The following is a 16,834-nucleotide window of genomic DNA, read 5'->3' on the forward strand; positions in this document are numbered from 1 at the left end:
AATCTATAAACACATGGAAGCCCCACAACCCTTGCGGTTTGTGGGGTTTTGTTCCGAAAAACAGTTTGTGCGTTTCTTGCAAATTCTACAGGAAATTATTCAACCTTCGGTAAATATGACGTACTGTTGTCAGCTTTACTATGCTATGCTGAGTAAGATCATGATGATTGATTATTAGACGGAGGCATAACAGAGATGGCAGATGCATTAAAAGACATGTACAACCGATCCTTCCTTCAGCAATTCGCTACAAAAGTTCATAGCGCTTATAAACCATTTGACGAGAAATCGTTCGTCGAGGGGGCCATGAATGGTGACTGGGAAGATCTAGCGTTAAAACAAAGGATGAGGAAAATTACACGAACCCTCGGCGAGCATCTACCGCCTTCTTTTAGCGAGGCGTTGGCCATTTTATATGCAATTGAAGATACATGTACGGGTTTCCCTTATTTGTTTTTTCCTGATTTTGTGGAAGTATACGGGCAAAACAGCGAGCATTGGGAGATGTCTATGCAAGCATTGGAAAGATTCACGTCAAGATCTTCCGCTGAGTTTGCTGTTCGGCCGTTTATTTTGCGTGATCCCGAACGAATGATGCTCCAAATGTCCGTATGGGCAGATCATCCGAATGAGCATGTACGCAGGCTCTCTAGTGAAGGATGCCGTCCACGTCTTCCTTGGGGACAAGCGTTGGGGATATTTAAGCGAGATCCTGCTCCGGTACTGGGCATACTGGAGAAGCTTAAAGCAGATCCGTCGCTATATGTCCGTAAGAGTGTCGCTAACAATTTGAACGATATTGCGAAGGATCATCCGGCTCTCGTTCTGGAGACAGCGGGGCGTTGGAAAGGGACTAATCCAGATACAGACTGGATCGTGAGGCACGGCTGCAGGACCTTGATTCGCCAAGCGAGTCCAGAGGTGCTCGCCTTGTTCGGATATGCCGTATCGCGTGATGACGATCCGATCGCGGACTACGCGGCGCTTATTACCGAGCCGAACGAACGGAAGATTGGCGAGAACTGCGAGCTTCGATATGAAGTTCATGTGCGGCAGGGCGAACCTGTGCATCTACGTATCGAATACGGAATCGATTTTGTCAAAGCAGGGGGGAAACATTCCCGGAAGTTGTTTTTGCTGTCCGATAAAACCGTTCCCGGAGACTCACGCCTTTCTGCCACTAGAACGCATCGATGGGCAGATCTGTCAACACGCCGACATTACCCTGGCGAGCATCGAATTGTTTTACTCGTGAATGGCAAGGAAGCGGCAGAAACTTCATTAAACCTAACAATGGGGGATTAGGGAGATGATGTGCGTGAGCCATATTCGTATCCAAAAAGTTGTAAATCTTGATACGAATTTATTTAACTAATGAATAATTAATTGACTGGAGATTAGTAATGAATTCTTCTTTACTTCGAAATCGTAATTTTATATTTTTGATGATAGGTGAGGCCATACAAGGCGGGGGTATTTGGACTAGTATCATTGCCAATTTGCAATTCATGCAAAGCCATGTTCCGTCTGACTTAAACAAAAGCTTGATCCTGATGTGCGGATTATTTCTTGGCGTGCTCATTTCCCCGCAAGCCGGTGTGTGGGCAGATCGCTATGATAAGAAGAAAATCTTGCTGATTTCAGGGATTGTCCGTTGTATAGCTCCAATTTGTATGTTTGCAGCTCTACATTACCAGTCTGTAGCGATCATGTTATTGTCGGTCGTCATTATGCAGTTAGCCGCGACGGTGTATATGCCTACCGTGCAAGCTGCGCTGCCTTCCGTTGTTTCAGCTTCTGATCTGCTAAAAGCGAATACCGTCAATTTCAACGTGATTACGATAGCCAGGATTGGCGGTACTGCTGTAGCGGGTATTTTGGTTTCCGTTATGAATCTATATACGGTGTACGCATTGTCGCTTGTATTTTACGTGATTCTTGTCCTGCTAATTACACAGTTGAAGTTCACAAATATCACGGATTCAACAGTTGTTAAGCAGAAAGAGAAAATCCGTTTCTCAGAGCTGTTTCCGCTCATTCGACAAGAGCCAGCTATCCTCATAGCACTTATCAATAGCGGCATCATCACTTTATTCTTGGGTGGTTTCAATTTGCTCGTTCTTAAATTTAGCCAAGTTCAACATAAGCCAGAGTTGATGGGATGGATCTATTCAATTGAAGGCACAAGTATTTTAATCGTAGGTCTATTTGCAAAACGTGTGATTGGTAAGCGAAATTTGGTAACTAGCTCCACACTATTTATGCTGCTATTTGCGATTTCATTTGCTGGAATGTCCTTTAGTGAGAACACTGCTGCTGTACTTGGCTCCTTTGTTTTATTCGGCTGTGCCGTCGCTTTCTTCTTTCCGATGGTATCAACACTCTTCCAAATCAAAGTGCCGCAAGATGTTCAGGGACGTTTCTTCTCGTTTCGAGGAATGGTTGATCGAATCATGTTCCAGGTTGCATTGCTTGCAACGGGTGCGTGTTTGGATTTGTTTGGGATCTCCACCTTTTTAATAACACTGGCTATTCTTACCATAATAAGCGGTATCCTGACCTTGTTTTTTGCCAAACAAAAGTCTGTGGACGTCCGCCAGCCAGCTATTCGTGAAACCGTTGAAGGATAAGCAGAATTGAAGCTGTACCCAATATTAGAGAGTTGAACACAATGAAGCAGTTATAGTATATTTTATTCATCATTCAAAAGGTCATTGTACCTTTCGGTGCAAGGAGGGTACATCATGAAGACGGAGACATTCATTCATATACTTAGTAGTGAACTTGTTGTTGCGCTTGGCTGTACGGAGCCAGTCGCAATTGCTTTAGCAGCGGCGAAGGCAAGGACTTATGTTGACGGCAAAATTGACAAAATTACGGTTCGTGCCAGCGCAGGTATCATCAAAAATGCATTAGCAGTTGGCATACCCGGTACAGGTCAGACAGGAATCGATTTCGTAGCTGCATTAGGGGCAATCGCCGGTAATGCGGAGAAACAGCTAGAAGTTCTAGCTGATATTCATCCAGCAGCTATTACTGAGGCTCGAACAATGGTTGAGCAGGGCCTTTCCGTTGTTCATCTTGCTGATACACCAAGCAAATTATACATTGAAGTTATGATTGTAGCCCAGCAAAAGTATGCGAAGGTTGTTATTACAGATAACCACACGAATATAACGTTGATAGAAGTCGACGGGAAGGTCGTGGATACCGGTGGCTGTGCAAATGCAAGCTTTAAGAGCTCTAGTGAGGATCGGAATTCATTAACGATCGATTCGATTGTTGATTTCGTGAATACGGTCAATCTTGAAGATCTCGGTTTGGTCAAACAAAGCATAGAATTGAATCGCAAGGCAGGATTAGACGGCTTGACACATTCGTACGGACTTGAAGTTGGGAAGACGATAAAAGAGAACGTGCAACGCGGTATTTTATCCGATGATTTAATTTCCCATGCTATGGCACTCGCGGCAGCAGGATCGGATGCCCGCATGGCTGGCTCAACCATGCCTGTCATGGCGAATTCAGGAAGCGGCAACCAAGGGATTGCCGCGACTAATCCTGTTATAGCGGCTGCAGAAAGGCTTGGAGCCTCTGAGGAGCAGCTCATTCGCGCGGTGGCTCTAAGCCATTTGATTACGATTCATATTAAATCGAAGTTTGGGCGGTTATCCGCGTTATGTGGAGTGACTGTATCGGGGACAGGTGCTAGCTGCGGGATTACCTACCTGCTTGGTGGAGGGAAACGCGAGATCAGAGCTGCCATCCAGAACATGCTCGGTAATGTGACCGGAATGATGTGCGATGGGGCCAAAGGAGGCTGCGCTATGAAAGTTGCGACATGTACAAGCGCCGCGGTACAATCTGCTCTTCTGGCCTCAAAAGGGAAGTCTATATCTTCAACGAATGGATTCATTGAAAATGACGCGGAGAAGACAATTGATAACTTCTGTCGGATCGGGAATGAGGCAACTTCCGAGATCGATAAACTGATTCTCGAAATGATGTTAAGCAAGGAGTTATAATCGATTATAGCCGTTTAAATCGTGTGTTTATAACAGATTGGATCTGGGGGATTAAGCCTCAGGTCTTTTTTTGCGACTTTTAATGGAATGATCTTCCGAAGTGTATAGATACAGCTTTAAGCTGTTCTCTATTCGTAGAGCGTGTATGGCGACATCTTGCGTCGGATCAACACCCCTAAATTTGTAATGCTGTATGTTGTTGCCACATGCAGCGCGTAGAAGGAAGAGGAGGTTATCTTGAAACATGAAGAAGAAAGTACAGGCTCTAATCTGCGTTTGTTCCCTTGGTATCATGGGGATGGCTGCTCCGGTAAGCGCACAATCTTTATCCCAGGGCACGCAAAGTGACCAAGTATTGGATTTGCAAGAAAGATTAAGCGCACTTGGTTACCTACATGCTGGAATTACTGGCTATTATGGTAGCCAAACGAAAAATGCTGTTAAGAAATTTCAAGCCAGCTACGGCTTGACGGTTGATGGTGAAGCCGATTCAGTGACATTATCGAAGCTAAAAAAAACGATTTCTCCCAAACAGTCGGTGCTGGACGAGCTGGCACGAATCATTCATTCCGAGGCTCGCGGTGAATCCTTTGCAGGACAAGTTGCCGTGGGTGCTGTTGTACTGAATCGCGTTCAATCCGAACAATTTCCGGATTCCATAACGGAGGTTATTCATCAGCCTGGCCAATTTTCATCCATAGATGATGGCCAGTTTGCCCTCAATCCTAATGAAACAGCATACCGCGCGGCAGTCGCCGCTTTGAATGGTGTGGATCCAACAACAGGTGCGCTTTACTTTTACAATCCTGTCATTGCCAAGGCATCTTGGAGCAAAAAAAGAATGACGAAGATTACGATAGGTAATCACGCATTCACCATTTAGACCTAGTAAAAGGCTGCCTTGTGCGGCCTTTTACGTGTAAATAATGCGCTTATTTAAACTGTGTTATACTCTGAAAGTAGATAAATAACATTTTGCTTGCAACTTATTAAAAATAAGTTATAATAAAAATTGTAACAAATTAAATTACAGAATGTGAGAGTGAAACCATGGCAACTGTACTTTACATTACGGCAAATCCAAATGATCACCAAGCTTCCTATAGTATGGCGGTGGGTAAAGAATTTCTCGAAACTTACCGTGAAGCAAATCCTGGTGACGAAGTTATTCATCTAGACCTGTTCAAAACAAACGTTCCACAAATCGATGGGGATGTATTGAGTGGCTGGGGAAAACTTGGATCAGGTACTGAATTCAGCGCACTAACTGCAGATGAGCAAGCCAAAATTGCGCGTCTTGGCGAAATCGTGGACCAATACATATCCGCAGACAAATATGTGTACGTTTCACCAATGTGGAACTTCTCATTCCCTCCAGTTATGAAAGCTTACATCGATGCGATTTGCGCAGCTGGAAAAACGTTCAAATATACAGCTGAAGGTCCTGTTGGCTTGCTTAACAACAAAAAAGCCGTTCATATTCAAGCATCTGGCGGTGTATACACAGAAGGTCCAGCAATGGGCTTCGAGTCCGGACACAGCTACTTGAAAAAAATCATGATGTTCACTGGCGTACCTAGCTTCGAAGGCATCTTCGTTGAAGGAATGGCTGCTGCACCTGATAAAGCTGCAGAAATTAAAGCTAATGCAATTGTTAAAGCGAAAGAAGTAGCAAAGCAATTCTAAGAATCATACTTTATATTCAAACAGCGCATCTTTGCAGATGCGCTGTTTTTTATTTCGTAGCTTAAAGTTGTAGAAATTCATCGCGGAACTGTTCATAATCGGATACGCGACATTCCAGCTTAAGACGAGTTCCGTCCGGCTCATAGTTTGTTGACTGAATATGGGCATGTTCATTGAAATAGGCCACCAATCGACCTCTCTCATAGGGAATTAATATTTCGCATGCCATGTAATTCTGGAAAATGCGTTCGCGAATCAACTGAGTTAGCTCTTCCATTCCACTATTCTGTCTTGCCGAAAGGTAGACGAGATCATCGTCAAGTTGAGGATAGATATGCTCCGTCAAATCAGACTTATTATAAGCAAAAATCATGGGAATATGATCTGCGCCAAGCTCTTTCAACGTGTCATTGGTTACCTGAATGTGCTTCTCGTATTCTGGATTAGAGACGTCTACGACTTGAATTAACAAATCAGCTTCGGCGACTTCTTCCAAAGTAGAGCGGAAGGCTTTTACTAAATGGTGGGGAAGTTGGCTGACAAACCCTACCGTGTCTGTTAACAGGAACGTTTTACGATCGGGCAAGATGATGCTTCGAACAGATGTCTCCAGTGTGGCGAACAACATGTCTTTGGTAAAGACTTGCTTAAGTGCTCGCGGGTTATACTGTTCAATCATGGCATTCATTAAACTTGACTTGCCCGCATTCGTATAGCCAACTAGACAAATAACTGGCACTTCGTTTTTGCGCCGCTGCTTTCGTTGTGTTTGTCGCCGGCCAACGAGTTTCTCTAGCTCGGATTGCAGAGCTGCGATGCGATCTTCGATTTTACGGCGATCGAGTTCGAGCTTCGTTTCACCTGAACCCCTATTTTTCAAGCCTGCTCCGCCTCCTTGGCGCCCTAAAGACTCTCGCAGTCCAACAAGTCTCGGGAGCATGTAGTGGAGCTGAGCGACCTCGACTTGCAGCTGGGCTTCTCTTGTTTGAGCACGCTCCCCGAAAATATCTAGAATCAGTATCGTCCTGTCAATGACCTTGCAGGCTAGAGAGGATTCCAGGTTTCGAATCTGGGAGGGAGTTAACTCATCGTTACATATGACGACTGAAGCGTCCTTCTCAGAAATTAGAGCGGATAACTCATGAATTTTTCCCGTTCCGATGTAGTGGGAGGGATTCACACGAGTAACTTTCTGGGAAAGCTCGCCAACCACATCAATGTGACACGCTTCAGCCAGATTGCTCAATTCTTCCATCGAATAGGCAAAGTCAGATCGGTTCAAGGGATTGACACCGATAATAATCGCTTTCTCTTTCTGTTGTTCCATAGGTCATCATCCTTTCAAGTTTGGGAGTAAAAGAAACAACACAAGCAGCGGGCTTGTGTTGTCAGTAGTTGAGAGGACGTTGACTATCACTGTGAATACAAGAAAACAAACAATAGTTGGTCGAGAAGGAGAGTACACCTTCCTACAACTGAGCTTCTTGATCACCGATAGGTGCAACTATTCAGGGGTATAAATGGACAAACTTATCCTGAGTCCTCTGTACACAGACAGAATCTTGGGCGCTATTCAATTAGCTGCGCAAAGATCTAACTCGGATAAAATCTATCACACGTAACCCCTCCGTTCGTTTTAATTATTCTCAGATTATCACATGGACAACCTTCTTGGCATCATGAAGAAATAATTATAATTATTTTTTATCAGTAGACGTTATAAATGTGTTGTTTTGACAAGCTGTAGCCGCTCATGATACGTTACTTTTCAAGTCGGTACATCTTTATGGAAGCGAGTGATTGTATCCCATGTATGAACAAAAAACGAAGGAAAACGACACAAGCGTTATGGCGTTTATTGAGGATGTCGATAATCCCAAGAAGCGTGAAGATGCTTATAAGCTTCTGGATATCTTCACGGAAACATCCGGCTATCCAGCGAAGATGTGGGGACCGAGCATCATTGGGTTTGGATCGTATCACTACAAATATGCTAGCGGACATGAAGGTGATGCACCTCTAGTTGCCTTTTCTCCAAGGAAAGCCAAGATTAGTTTGTATTTCACACCAGGCGACTCGCAGCGGGAGTCACTCTTGCAGGACCTTGGTAAACATACCACTGGGAAAGCCTGTGTCTATATTAATAAAGTTGATGATATCCATGTTAATGCATTAAAGGCGTTAATTAACCAGTCGATACTATTTTTGAAAGCGACATATCCAGACTAAGACCTATGAGAATTTACCTATTTTTTAACAAAGAAGAGGCTGCCGCAGGATCGCTGCGCAGCCTATTTTTGCATGTCCTTATTATAAAAAAAGATTTTACGAAATCTGTCTTCCTTTAATAAGGGACTTCATATCGGTGTTGGGATTGGCAAGGATGGGAAGCATTTTTACACTGCTAATCATGGGAGAGAGGCACTGGTGGCAAGTTGGGGCGTATTCAAAGGCGAAATTATCTCGAATCCAACCATTACAATCGTCCTTCTTGCAAGCCCAGATTTTGGTGATCTCCTGAGGGATCTCCTCGATTGATTTTCTTCGAAAATACATCGTGTACTCCTCCTTAGATAAAAAAACTGCCCTTAACACATGTTAAGGACAGTTTGCTGTGTGTTTTCGTATTACAGTTTTACAACGTTCTCGGCTTGAGGACCGCGGTTGCCTTGAGCTACGTTAAATTGAACGCGTTGACCTTCGTCCAAAGATTTGAATCCGTCGCCTTGAATTGCGGAGAAATGTACGAATACGTCATTTCCGCCTTCCATTTCGATAAAGCCAAAGCCTTTCTCTGCGTTAAACCATTTCACTGTACCTGTTTCCATAATGTGTTACCTCCAAAAAGTTATTTAACATGTATTTTTCGACAAAAAAAATCACACATTGAAAAAGTTACCATTACACAAATGATCACCTTTTCAATATGTGAATTTATGCGAAGTCGATTTATAATAGTATCTTAACACATGATCGTCAGCAAAGCAATTTTTTGTATGAACAAGCTTTTTACTTGATCATATTTCCTCTAAAAAAAGACTTTTACCCTGCATTATTGTCCTTCACTCGGGTTTTCCACCCCTTCGATTTCCGATAAGCTATTCATATAAACACTTTCTTGATCAGAAAGGTTAGATACAGAGGTCGGACAGGAGGAAATAGAAATGGAACTGGTGACCGCCAGAATCTCAGAGTCAAAAGAAAAGCCGTTACATAGGCAGATAAGGAGGATTTGGAAATACAAGCTGCTGTATGTCCTGCTAGTTCCGGCATTCTTATGGGTCCTCATTTTTGATTATCTTCCGCTTTACGGAGTCAGCATTGCCTTCATGGATTACAATGCCATACAAGGATTTTCGGGCAGCCACTTGGTAGGGTTCAAATATTTTCAGATGCTGTTCGAGTCCGATATGTTTCTGAATGCGTTCAAGAATACCTTGCTCATTAGCTTGTATAAAATGATAAGCGGTTTTCTATGCCCTATTTTGCTAGCGCTTGCACTAAATGAAATACGTGTCGTATGGTTCAAAAAATCACTCCAGACCGCAGTCTATCTGCCAAGGTTCGTCTCTTGGGTCGTGTATGGGGGAATTATCACGCTGCTCCTTTCCCCGGAAACCGGAGTCATTAATAAAATCATTGCGTTTTTCGGTGGTGATCCCGTTTATCTGCTCGTTAACCCTGCGTATTTTCGAACGATCCTGGTTGCCACGGATGCTATGAAGGAGATGGGATGGGCAGCTATCATCTATATTGCCGCAATCGCTGGACTCAATCCAGAGGTTTATGAAGCGGCCATTATGGACGGAGCGACCCGGTTTCAGCGGATTGCTCACGTCACCTTGCCAGGGATTACAGGAACAATAATCGTCATCTTCATCCTTAGGGTTGGATACATCATGAGTGCCGGGCTTGATCAGGTCATCAATTTGTACAATCCGATGGTCTTTGAAGTCGGAGACATTCTGGACACGTACATTTACCGTGTTGGCATCGAGCAGTTCAACCTTAGCCTTGCTGCAGCAGCAGACGTTATCAAGGGAGTTATAGGGCTTGTATTGATGCTCGCCGCCAATCATATCGCCAGACGGATAAATGATTCCGGCATTTTCTGACAAAAGGGGAAGAGTACCGATGAAGCAAACGAAAGGCGAGAACGTCTTTGTCGCCACGAATTATTTTATACTAACGCTCATAACCATCGTCATTGTAATTCCTTTCTGGTATGTTATTTCCGTTTCAGTGACGCCTTATCACATTTTCAGCGAAAAAAATGGATTGATTTTGTATCCAACATCGATCAGTTTCGAATATTACGCGTATTTGCTGAAAAAAGGCTCGCTCATATTCGCGGCTTATGGCAATACGATCCGCAATACGGTAGGAGGCGTGCTGCTCGCCTTGTTCCTTACGACAACAGCGGCTTACGCACTCGCGGAGAAAAAATTGCCTGGACGCAGGATCTTCATGCTTTACTTCATCTTCACTATGTTATTTAAGGGAGGAATGATCCCCACCTATATCACCATCAAGCAGTTGGGGTTGTTAAACACAAGCTATGTGCTTATTTTGGTTATGGCCTACAGCGCTTTCAATATGATCATCATGAAATCCTTCTTTGAAGGTATTCCTGAAAGCTTGCGAGAATCCGCTTCCATTGATGGAGCTTCTGAGTTCAGAATCCTTTGGCAGATCGTCTTACCTTTATCCAAGCCAGTTATCGCCACGATTGGCCTGCTGTATCTAGTGGTCTACTGGAACGATTTCTTCAATGCGATGTTGTATGTTACCGATTGGCACAAAGCTCCTGTACAGCTCGTATTGCGCACCATTATTGCCAGCTCCAGCCTCCCGCCAGAGCTGCTAGAAGCAGCAGGTTCCACGCCGCCGCCTACAGTTGGGATCCAAATGGCTGCAATTGTGATTGTGGCATTGCCGATGCTGCTGATTTATCCGTTTATCCAAAAGCACTTTGAACAGGGGATGCTGATTGGTTCTGTGAAGGGATAGAAGTTTTACTCCAAGGGCTTATCCCGATCGAGGTACATGATAAAGAAAATTCAAGGAGGTCATTACAACATGTCAACTCAAGCTAAAGTTTGGTCGTACAGCGCTCTTGCAGCCATATTGGCAGGTGCCGTGACACTCACAGGATGCAGCAAAACTGTCGATCCTGCTACTGCTTCGTCTTCGCCCACAGAAATCGCTGGTTCAGCGGCACCGAAAAGTGATGTGCCATATGAACTGAAATGGCTGAAAGCGCAGGATATATCCAAGCCCTACGATCCATCGAAGGATATCATCATGCACACGGTTGAGAAGAAACTGAACATCAAAATCGTACCAGAGATGGTGGATGTCCAGCAGTACAAAACGAAGCTGAATCTGAAGATGTCGAGCGGAGACATCCCTGATGTGGTGCGGATTGACTTTGCGGATGATTTCCAGAAATATGCTCAACAAGGCGCTTTTTTCGACCTCACGAATCTAATTAATGAAAAAGATACCCCAAATATTCTCAAGGAAGTTCCAAAAGAAGTTTTTGAGCAGGCAAAAGTTAACGGGAAAATTTACGGAATTCCTTATCAAGGGGGACCAGGGGCAGGGTATCGCTGGAATCTGGTGCTGCGCAAGGATTATTTGGAAAGCGCAGGCGCTCAGGTACCCAAAACGCTGGAAGAGTATGACAACTTGCTGAAAAAAATCAAGGCAGATAAACCGGATGTCATCCCGTTAGGCGGCTACACGGCTCAGATTGGGCAGCAGAAATATGCCAACAACTCTTTTGACCATATTTTTGGCGCATTTGGCGTAACACCGGGTTATTTCACTGAGAAAGACGGTAAATTCAGCAATTATGATATCGATCCCAAAATGAAAGATGCCCTGCTTTATTTGCAGAAAATGTATGCAGAAGGACTCATTGATAAGGAATTTGCAACCATTAAAGAAGAGCAATTACGGGCGAAGCTGTTCAGCGGCAAACTATTTTCCTGGATGGGCTGGTGGTCAACGCCGAATGATTACGATACCCAAGTCGAAACCAACGAACTCAAGAAAAGCGGAAAGCTCGCATCAGACGTATCTGGATTCACCAACGAAAATTGCCAAACTTGTTGAACTGAATACGATGCGGGATTCCGCCTTTACGCAAATCATTATGGGGGCAGATGGTAAAAAGTTCGATGAATTTGTGGAGAAATGGAAATCACAAGGCGGCACACAAATTCTTACAGAACTAGAGGCTTCTTTTAAGAAAAAATCAGGTGTATGATTATTGTAAAGTCGGACCGCAGCTGAATTGCCGAAGCCCCTCTGTAGTATGAACGTATGGGGCTTCGGTGATAACGTCGGTGAAAAAGGGTAGGTTTGGATGGCTATTCGTAGACGAAAACACAGCGGCAGCTCAGGGTTGTTATCTAGACTCAGTCTTCCGATATTTGCATTGATTGTCACTTTCATCGCACTTTTTGCGGCAGCGGCCAGTTATATCCTCATCCGGGTACAGAATGACCATTCCATCAAAATGGCGGAACAGTCCATGAAATTCGTTTATAGAAATATCGAATACCAATTCGATACGATGAATAACGTAGCGGCTTTTGTATTAAGCAATCAGTCTATTGAAAACTTGCTAATGAATACATATCAAGAGCCGTATGAAGCGGCAGACGATTATTATACATTGCAGACTAATCTGCAGAATCTGTCCTTGTTGTCACTCTTGAACGACTTCGGCTCAGGCAACATCGCGCAGCAATCCTATGTAGTCTCCGTCATATTGGAACCGGAGAGTGGGTTATACGCGATGGCCCCTGATCATTTCTACCCGACTACGGGTATTTTCAAAAATGGCGATTTGCAAAATCAAGGATGGTTCCAAAATTTGGCGAGCGGAAAGCAACAGAATGTTTGGTGGGGTCAAAAGACGGATTCAAACATTGCAATGATTTATTCGGCAAGGAAAAAAGCGAGCCTCAAAGACGGCAGAAGCATCGGCACCGTGATCGTCGGTGCGGATACACGCTCATGTTCGAGACACTGAAGAATGGGTGGAAGCTTCTCGCCGTAGCTCCCAGCAGTCATTTTAGCAGGTACACCTTCGCCATTTCGGCAATTGGCGCTGCCACGGCAGCCGCCGCGCTACTTATAGCGGGTATATGGCTCCGAAGAATCGTTGTTCGGGTCACTGTCCCTATCACTAGATTGGTCACTGCCATCCAGCGCCCGGAAGTTGTAGAGTTTAAAGAGCCGCTTCCGTCGCAAAGGACAGGGATCTACGAGGTCGATGAGCTGAATCAGAAGTTCACGTCAATGCTCGTAACGATTCATAGCCTAATCGAGAAATCATTTACAGAGGAAATTGAACGCAGACAGCTGCAATTGGAGCTGTTGCACGCCCAGATCAATCCTCATTTTCTATACAACACTTTGGATTTAATTAACTGTCGGGCCATCATGGCAGGGGATCGGGAAACGAGTCAGATTGTTCGTTCGCTTGCCAATGTATTTCGCTACGGCCTGAACCGTGGGCAAACCTGGATCTCCTTGGAAGAAGAGATTAAGCAAGTGGAAGCCTATCTTCTTATTCAGAAAATGATGATTGATGATTTGACCTTCGATATCCAAATTCCGAGTGAACTCTTGTCGACAACCATCGTTCACCTCATTTTGCAACCGTTAGCAGAAAACGCTATCATACATGGATTTGCGGATCGTAAGAGCGGTTGCCATATTGCCATTTCTGCTAGATTAGAGCGCGGAGAACTCATACTCAGGGTCGAAGACAACGGCCGCGGATGCGATGTGGGGAAGATGAATCAGATGCTCAGGCAGCAGCTTGTACGAGACGATGTCTTCGCGCACGAAGCAGGAAGCGGATACGGCACGATGAATGTCCATCGGAGAGTTCAATTACATGACGGGGACGGATTTGGTTTGCGTTATCTGAAGGTAGCGGAGGGTGCTGGTACCAGTGTCGAAGTTGTTATGCCTTATCGTCCAGAACGAGCTGTAGCCAGAAAGGATGCTTCGTATGTTTAAGCTGTTGATTGCGGAAGATGTGAAAATTGTGCGTGAGACTTTGGTTCGTGCCATTCATTGGAAAGCTCTGAATATCCAGCTTCTAGGAGCGGTAGAGAATGGGCAAGAGGTGCTGGACTGGTTAGAACGCGAGGAACCGGATCTACTTTTGACGGATATCGGCATGCCCAGAATGAATGGATTGGAATTGATGGAGATCATCAAATCCCGTAATCTGGATATCCGCTGTATTATTTTATCAGGACTGAATGAATTTGAGCATGCTAGGCAGGCGATTAAGCTGCAAGTGCTGGATTATGTACTGAAACCCATCGACCCGGATGCTATTGAGAAAGTACTTGCGAATGCTGTTGGCGTGCTTCGCAAGGAGAGGGAAGACCGTCTCGCTTTGATGATGGCAGAAAAGGCAGCCAAAGATACACTCCCGAATTTGACAGAAACCCTGCTTCATGTGGAATGGAGCGGGAATTTGAAGAAGAAGAAGTTGGTTGAGCAAGCGATACAGTATATTAAAGAAAGATATATGCGTAAGGAGCTGTCACTCTCAGATGTAGCAGATGCCGTTGGATTAAGCGATAAATATTTGAATCTGCTCTTTAAAGAAGTAACTGGAGTTACGATTAACCATGCAATTATTCGTCTTCGGATGGAACAGGCAGCTCGGCTTCTGAAAGATCCTGCGATTAAAATCTATGAAATCTGCGACAAAATTGGGTATACAGATCAGGATCATTTCAGGGAAAGTTTTAAGAAACAGTACGGGGTGACGCCTTCTGAGTACCGAAATAAGTTTTTGTAGACCAGCCGCGGCTACCAACGTCTGATGGACTAGAGGAAAATATGAGAATGATCGTTACGAAATAATTCTTTACCGATCGTTCTTGATATGCTAAGATACTCTCTGTAAGGAAGAGGTCGTACAGTCTCAAAAAAAGAAACAGGTAGTTGACACTTTTTTTTAATATTTTAAGAATGATCGTTCTTAAATAAAATTTATTTTCAGAGGAGAGATTGAAGATGGGAAAATTAAATGGGAAAGTTGCTTTAATTACTGGAGGAAGCAGCGGTATTGGTTTTGAATCGGCAAAATTGTTTGTGGCAGAAGGTGCGAAGGTGGTTATTACCGGTCGTAATCAGGAAGCGTTGAACGCCGCGGTAGATAGACTTGGAGCATCTAATGTACTTGCTGTTCAAGCAGATGCGACTGATCCAACAAGTGCTGATAAAGCTGTGTCTGAAGCAATCAACACATTCGGCCGACTAGATGTCGTTTTCGCGAACGCGGGTATTTCTGGTTATACGCCAGTTGGAGGTACCGAACTTGCTCTCTTTGAGAAAATTCTTCAGGTAAACGTTACAGGGGTATTTTTCACCGTGCAAGCTGCTTTGCCTCATCTGAAGGCTGGAGCTTCAGTGATCCTAAACGGTTCTGTACTGGCTAAAGCAGGAAGTCCGGGTTATGCTGCCTATGCCGCAAGTAAAGGTGCTGTTACCAGTTTGGCAAGAGTGCTCGTTTCCGAATTGTCTCCTAAGGGTGTCCGTGTAAATACGGTCGTACCTGGAGCCACACGGACACCAATTTGGGGCCAACCCGAAGGAATTGCACAAGCTGAATCTGCGATAGCGCCTAAAGTTCCGCTGAATCGCTTGGGTGAACCAGTGGAGATCGCCAATGTTGCTTTGTTCCTGGCATCAGATGACTCATCCTTTGTCCAGGGTGCTGAAATTAGCGTAGATGGCGGCGCGGGATCATCCCCGATGGGGGCTCCAGTTTATCGTAAGGGTTAATTTTATTGATTTTTGAAAATGAGTCTGATATAATTCAATTAAATTTTATGAGTGGAGTTGAAAGCATAATGTAGTATTTCTTGCTAACGGTAAAACATTAAAGCGAAATTTCGCATGTTTTATTTCGTATGCAAGAAAGTTACATTATCTTTCACTCAAACGATATCCTTATTTAATTCCGTATTGGGGCTATTTAACTGTATTTATTTGAGCTACAAGAATGTAACTTTCTTGTAGCTTTTATTTTTTTTATACAGGAGGATCAGTCTATGTCATTAATAAATGTTACAAACCTGACGTTCGCCTATGAGGGAAGTTACGATAACATCTTTGAAAATGTCAACTTCCAAATCGATACCGATTGGAAATTAGGGTTTACAGGAAGAAACGGGAGAGGGAAGACAACGTTTCTCAAATTATTGCTCGGTAAATTTGAATTCAGTGGCTATATTTCTGCTAATGTCAGCTTTGAATATTTCCCGTTTCCTGTTGAGAACAAAAGTAATCATACCCTTGATGTCATCAGCGACATTTATCCAGACTATATTCACTGGCAGTTAATGCGCGAGCTTTCTCTGTTAAAGGTTTCGGAGGATGTCTTGTACCGCCCATTTGACTCCTTGTCTAACGGAGAGCAAACGAAAGTGCTGCTGGCTACTTTGTTCATCAAAGAGAATAGTTTCCTGCTAATTGATGAACCGACCAATCATCTGGATATGAAAGCAAGAAAACTGGTGAGTGATTATCTCAAGTCGAAAAGTGGATTTATCTTGATATCACATGACAGATCATTTCTTGATAACTGTGTTGACCACATTTTATCCATCAATAAGACCAATATAGAGATTCAAAAAGGGAATTTCTCAAGCTGGTGGGAAAATAAGTCGCGGCAAGATAACTTCGAGYTGGCTGAGAACGAAAAACTTAGAAAAGACATCAAACGATTGTCAGATTCCGCTAAACGGACGGGCAACTGGTCGCATGAAGTGGAAAAAACAAAAAACGGAACAAGAAATTCCGGTTCCAAGGTAGACAAAGGCTATATTGGCCACAAAGCTGCTAAAATGATGAAACGCTCTAAAGCTATTGAGCAAAGACAGCACACGGCAATCAATGAAAAGTCTAAGCTTCTCAAAAATATTGAGAGCTCAGAAAGCTTAGAGATTGCACAGCTTGCTTTTCACAAAAACCAGCTGGTTGAGCTTGATCATGTTTCCATTTATTATGGGGAGAAAACCGTATGCTCAGATATAAATTTCACGATTGAACAGGGCGAACGTATTGCACTTTCG

The 16,834-nt window shown here is 43.9% G+C and carries 18 protein-coding genes; 15 read left to right on the forward strand and 3 right to left on the reverse strand.

The window, feature by feature from the left end; all coding sequences use genetic code 11:
- The first annotated feature begins 195 nt into the window (after positions 1-195).
- From AC1DUA_RS07180 to AC1DUA_RS07200, 5 genes are all read left to right on the forward strand, one after another.
- The gene (locus tag AC1DUA_RS07180; RefSeq protein ID WP_477499076.1) at positions 196-1,305 is read left to right on the forward strand and encodes a DNA alkylation repair protein; all 1,110 of its coding nucleotides are present in this window, start codon (positions 196-198) and stop codon (positions 1,303-1,305) included.
- A 98-nt stretch (positions 1,306-1,403) separates the two neighbouring features.
- Complete coding sequence (locus AC1DUA_RS07185; protein ID WP_477499077.1) at positions 1,404-2,630, forward strand: MFS transporter; 1,227 nt, start codon at positions 1,404-1,406, stop codon at positions 2,628-2,630.
- Between the two features lie 114 nt (positions 2,631-2,744).
- Positions 2,745-4,025 (forward strand): L-cysteine desulfidase family protein, encoded by a 1,281-nt coding sequence (locus AC1DUA_RS07190; RefSeq protein ID WP_477499078.1) that lies wholly within the window; start codon positions 2,745-2,747, stop codon positions 4,023-4,025.
- A 244-nt stretch (positions 4,026-4,269) separates the two neighbouring features.
- Complete coding sequence (locus AC1DUA_RS07195; protein WP_477499079.1) at positions 4,270-4,908, forward strand: cell wall hydrolase; 639 nt, start codon at positions 4,270-4,272, stop codon at positions 4,906-4,908.
- A gap of 167 nt (positions 4,909-5,075) precedes the next feature.
- On the forward strand, positions 5,076-5,711 hold the full coding sequence (locus tag AC1DUA_RS07200) for an FMN-dependent NADH-azoreductase (RefSeq protein WP_477499080.1): 636 nt from the start codon (positions 5,076-5,078) through the stop codon (positions 5,709-5,711).
- A 61-nt stretch (positions 5,712-5,772) separates the two neighbouring features.
- On the opposite strand, the gene hflX is transcribed toward AC1DUA_RS07200, so the two are convergent.
- Positions 5,773-7,038 (reverse strand): GTPase HflX, encoded by a 1,266-nt coding sequence (hflX, locus tag AC1DUA_RS07205; protein WP_477499081.1) that lies wholly within the window; start codon positions 7,036-7,038, stop codon positions 5,773-5,775.
- Positions 7,039-7,520: 482 nt separating this feature from the next.
- On the opposite strand from hflX, the gene AC1DUA_RS07210 reads away from it, so the two are divergent.
- Positions 7,521-7,940: a DUF1801 domain-containing protein gene (locus tag AC1DUA_RS07210; protein ID WP_477499082.1), complete on the forward strand. Its 420-nt coding sequence runs from the start codon at positions 7,521-7,523 to the stop codon at positions 7,938-7,940.
- A gap of 96 nt (positions 7,941-8,036) precedes the next feature.
- Here the strand turns inward: AC1DUA_RS07210 and AC1DUA_RS07215 are convergent, their stop codons facing one another.
- Both AC1DUA_RS07215 and AC1DUA_RS07220 read right to left on the reverse strand, forming a co-directional pair.
- Positions 8,037-8,267 (reverse strand): cold-shock protein, encoded by a 231-nt coding sequence (locus AC1DUA_RS07215; protein WP_477499083.1) that lies wholly within the window; start codon positions 8,265-8,267, stop codon positions 8,037-8,039.
- Positions 8,268-8,338: 71 nt separating this feature from the next.
- On the reverse strand, positions 8,339-8,539 hold the full coding sequence (locus AC1DUA_RS07220; protein WP_029194307.1) for a cold-shock protein: 201 nt from the start codon (positions 8,537-8,539) through the stop codon (positions 8,339-8,341).
- A 336-nt stretch (positions 8,540-8,875) separates the two neighbouring features.
- Here AC1DUA_RS07220 and AC1DUA_RS07225 point away from each other — a divergent pair, with 336 nt between their 5' ends.
- The 9 genes from AC1DUA_RS07225 to AC1DUA_RS07265 form a co-directional block, all read left to right on the forward strand.
- Positions 8,876-9,826 carry an ABC transporter permease gene (locus AC1DUA_RS07225; protein WP_477499084.1) on the forward strand — a complete coding sequence of 317 codons (951 nt, stop codon included), beginning with the start codon at positions 8,876-8,878 and terminating at the stop codon, positions 9,824-9,826.
- Positions 9,827-9,845: 19 nt separating this feature from the next.
- A complete protein-coding gene (locus AC1DUA_RS07230; protein ID WP_477499085.1) occupies positions 9,846-10,721 on the forward strand; it encodes a carbohydrate ABC transporter permease in 876 nt (291 codons plus the stop codon).
- Between the two features lie 69 nt (positions 10,722-10,790).
- Entirely contained in the window at positions 10,791-11,831 is a 1,041-nt protein-coding gene (locus tag AC1DUA_RS07235) for an extracellular solute-binding protein (protein ID WP_477499086.1), read from the forward strand.
- Positions 11,832-11,841: 10 nt separating this feature from the next.
- Positions 11,842-11,985, forward strand: coding sequence for a hypothetical protein (locus AC1DUA_RS07240; RefSeq protein WP_477499087.1), 144 nt, complete (start codon positions 11,842-11,844; stop codon positions 11,983-11,985).
- A gap of 99 nt (positions 11,986-12,084) precedes the next feature.
- Positions 12,085-12,756 (forward strand): hypothetical protein, encoded by a 672-nt coding sequence (locus AC1DUA_RS07245; RefSeq protein ID WP_477499088.1) that lies wholly within the window; start codon positions 12,085-12,087, stop codon positions 12,754-12,756.
- Positions 12,741-13,754, forward strand: coding sequence for a sensor histidine kinase (locus AC1DUA_RS07250; protein ID WP_477499089.1), 1,014 nt, complete (start codon positions 12,741-12,743; stop codon positions 13,752-13,754). The genes AC1DUA_RS07245 and AC1DUA_RS07250 overlap by 16 nt, the downstream gene beginning before the upstream one ends.
- Positions 13,747-14,553 carry a response regulator transcription factor gene (locus AC1DUA_RS07255; RefSeq protein WP_477499090.1) on the forward strand — a complete coding sequence of 269 codons (807 nt, stop codon included), beginning with the start codon at positions 13,747-13,749 and terminating at the stop codon, positions 14,551-14,553. Before AC1DUA_RS07250 ends, AC1DUA_RS07255 begins: the two co-directional genes overlap by 8 nt.
- Before the next feature lie 218 nt (positions 14,554-14,771).
- Positions 14,772-15,542: an SDR family NAD(P)-dependent oxidoreductase gene (locus AC1DUA_RS07260; RefSeq protein ID WP_477499091.1), complete on the forward strand. Its 771-nt coding sequence runs from the start codon at positions 14,772-14,774 to the stop codon at positions 15,540-15,542.
- Positions 15,543-15,811: 269 nt separating this feature from the next.
- The coding region (locus AC1DUA_RS07265) for an ATP-binding cassette domain-containing protein (RefSeq protein WP_477499092.1) at positions 15,812-16,834 on the forward strand (1,023 nt) is incomplete at its 3' end.

The organism is Paenibacillus sp. 01T422 (genome assembly GCF_056398785.1).

Bases quoted from the DNA above. Each gene is read 5' to 3' on its own strand.
- AC1DUA_RS07235 (WP_477499086.1), top strand. From the start codon at position 10,791: ATGTCAACTCAAGCTAAAGTTTGGTCGTACAGCGCTCTTGCAGCCATA.
- AC1DUA_RS07230 (WP_477499085.1), top strand. From the start codon at position 9,846: ATGAAGCAAACGAAAGGCGAGAACGTCTTTGTCGCCACGAATTATTTT.
- AC1DUA_RS07215 (WP_477499083.1), bottom strand. From the start codon at position 8,267: ATGTATTTTCGAAGAAAATCAATCGAGGAGATCCCTCAGGAGATCACC.
- AC1DUA_RS07190 (WP_477499078.1), top strand. From the start codon at position 2,745: ATGAAGACGGAGACATTCATTCATATACTTAGTAGTGAACTTGTTGTT.
- AC1DUA_RS07220 (WP_029194307.1), bottom strand. From the start codon at position 8,539: ATGGAAACAGGTACAGTGAAATGGTTTAACGCAGAGAAAGGCTTTGGC.
- AC1DUA_RS07240 (WP_477499087.1), top strand. From the start codon at position 11,842: ATGCGGGATTCCGCCTTTACGCAAATCATTATGGGGGCAGATGGTAAA.
- AC1DUA_RS07225 (WP_477499084.1), top strand. From the start codon at position 8,876: ATGGAACTGGTGACCGCCAGAATCTCAGAGTCAAAAGAAAAGCCGTTA.
- AC1DUA_RS07260 (WP_477499091.1), top strand. From the start codon at position 14,772: ATGGGAAAATTAAATGGGAAAGTTGCTTTAATTACTGGAGGAAGCAGC.
- AC1DUA_RS07210 (WP_477499082.1), top strand. From the start codon at position 7,521: ATGTATGAACAAAAAACGAAGGAAAACGACACAAGCGTTATGGCGTTT.
- AC1DUA_RS07200 (WP_477499080.1), top strand. From the start codon at position 5,076: ATGGCAACTGTACTTTACATTACGGCAAATCCAAATGATCACCAAGCT.
- AC1DUA_RS07255 (WP_477499090.1), top strand. From the start codon at position 13,747: ATGTTTAAGCTGTTGATTGCGGAAGATGTGAAAATTGTGCGTGAGACT.
- AC1DUA_RS07245 (WP_477499088.1), top strand. From the start codon at position 12,085: ATGGCTATTCGTAGACGAAAACACAGCGGCAGCTCAGGGTTGTTATCT.
- hflX (WP_477499081.1), bottom strand. From the start codon at position 7,038: ATGGAACAACAGAAAGAGAAAGCGATTATTATCGGTGTCAATCCCTTG.
- AC1DUA_RS07180 (WP_477499076.1), top strand. From the start codon at position 196: ATGGCAGATGCATTAAAAGACATGTACAACCGATCCTTCCTTCAGCAA.
- AC1DUA_RS07250 (WP_477499089.1), top strand. From the start codon at position 12,741: ATGTTCGAGACACTGAAGAATGGGTGGAAGCTTCTCGCCGTAGCTCCC.
- AC1DUA_RS07195 (WP_477499079.1), top strand. From the start codon at position 4,270: ATGAAGAAGAAAGTACAGGCTCTAATCTGCGTTTGTTCCCTTGGTATC.
- AC1DUA_RS07185 (WP_477499077.1), top strand. From the start codon at position 1,404: ATGAATTCTTCTTTACTTCGAAATCGTAATTTTATATTTTTGATGATA.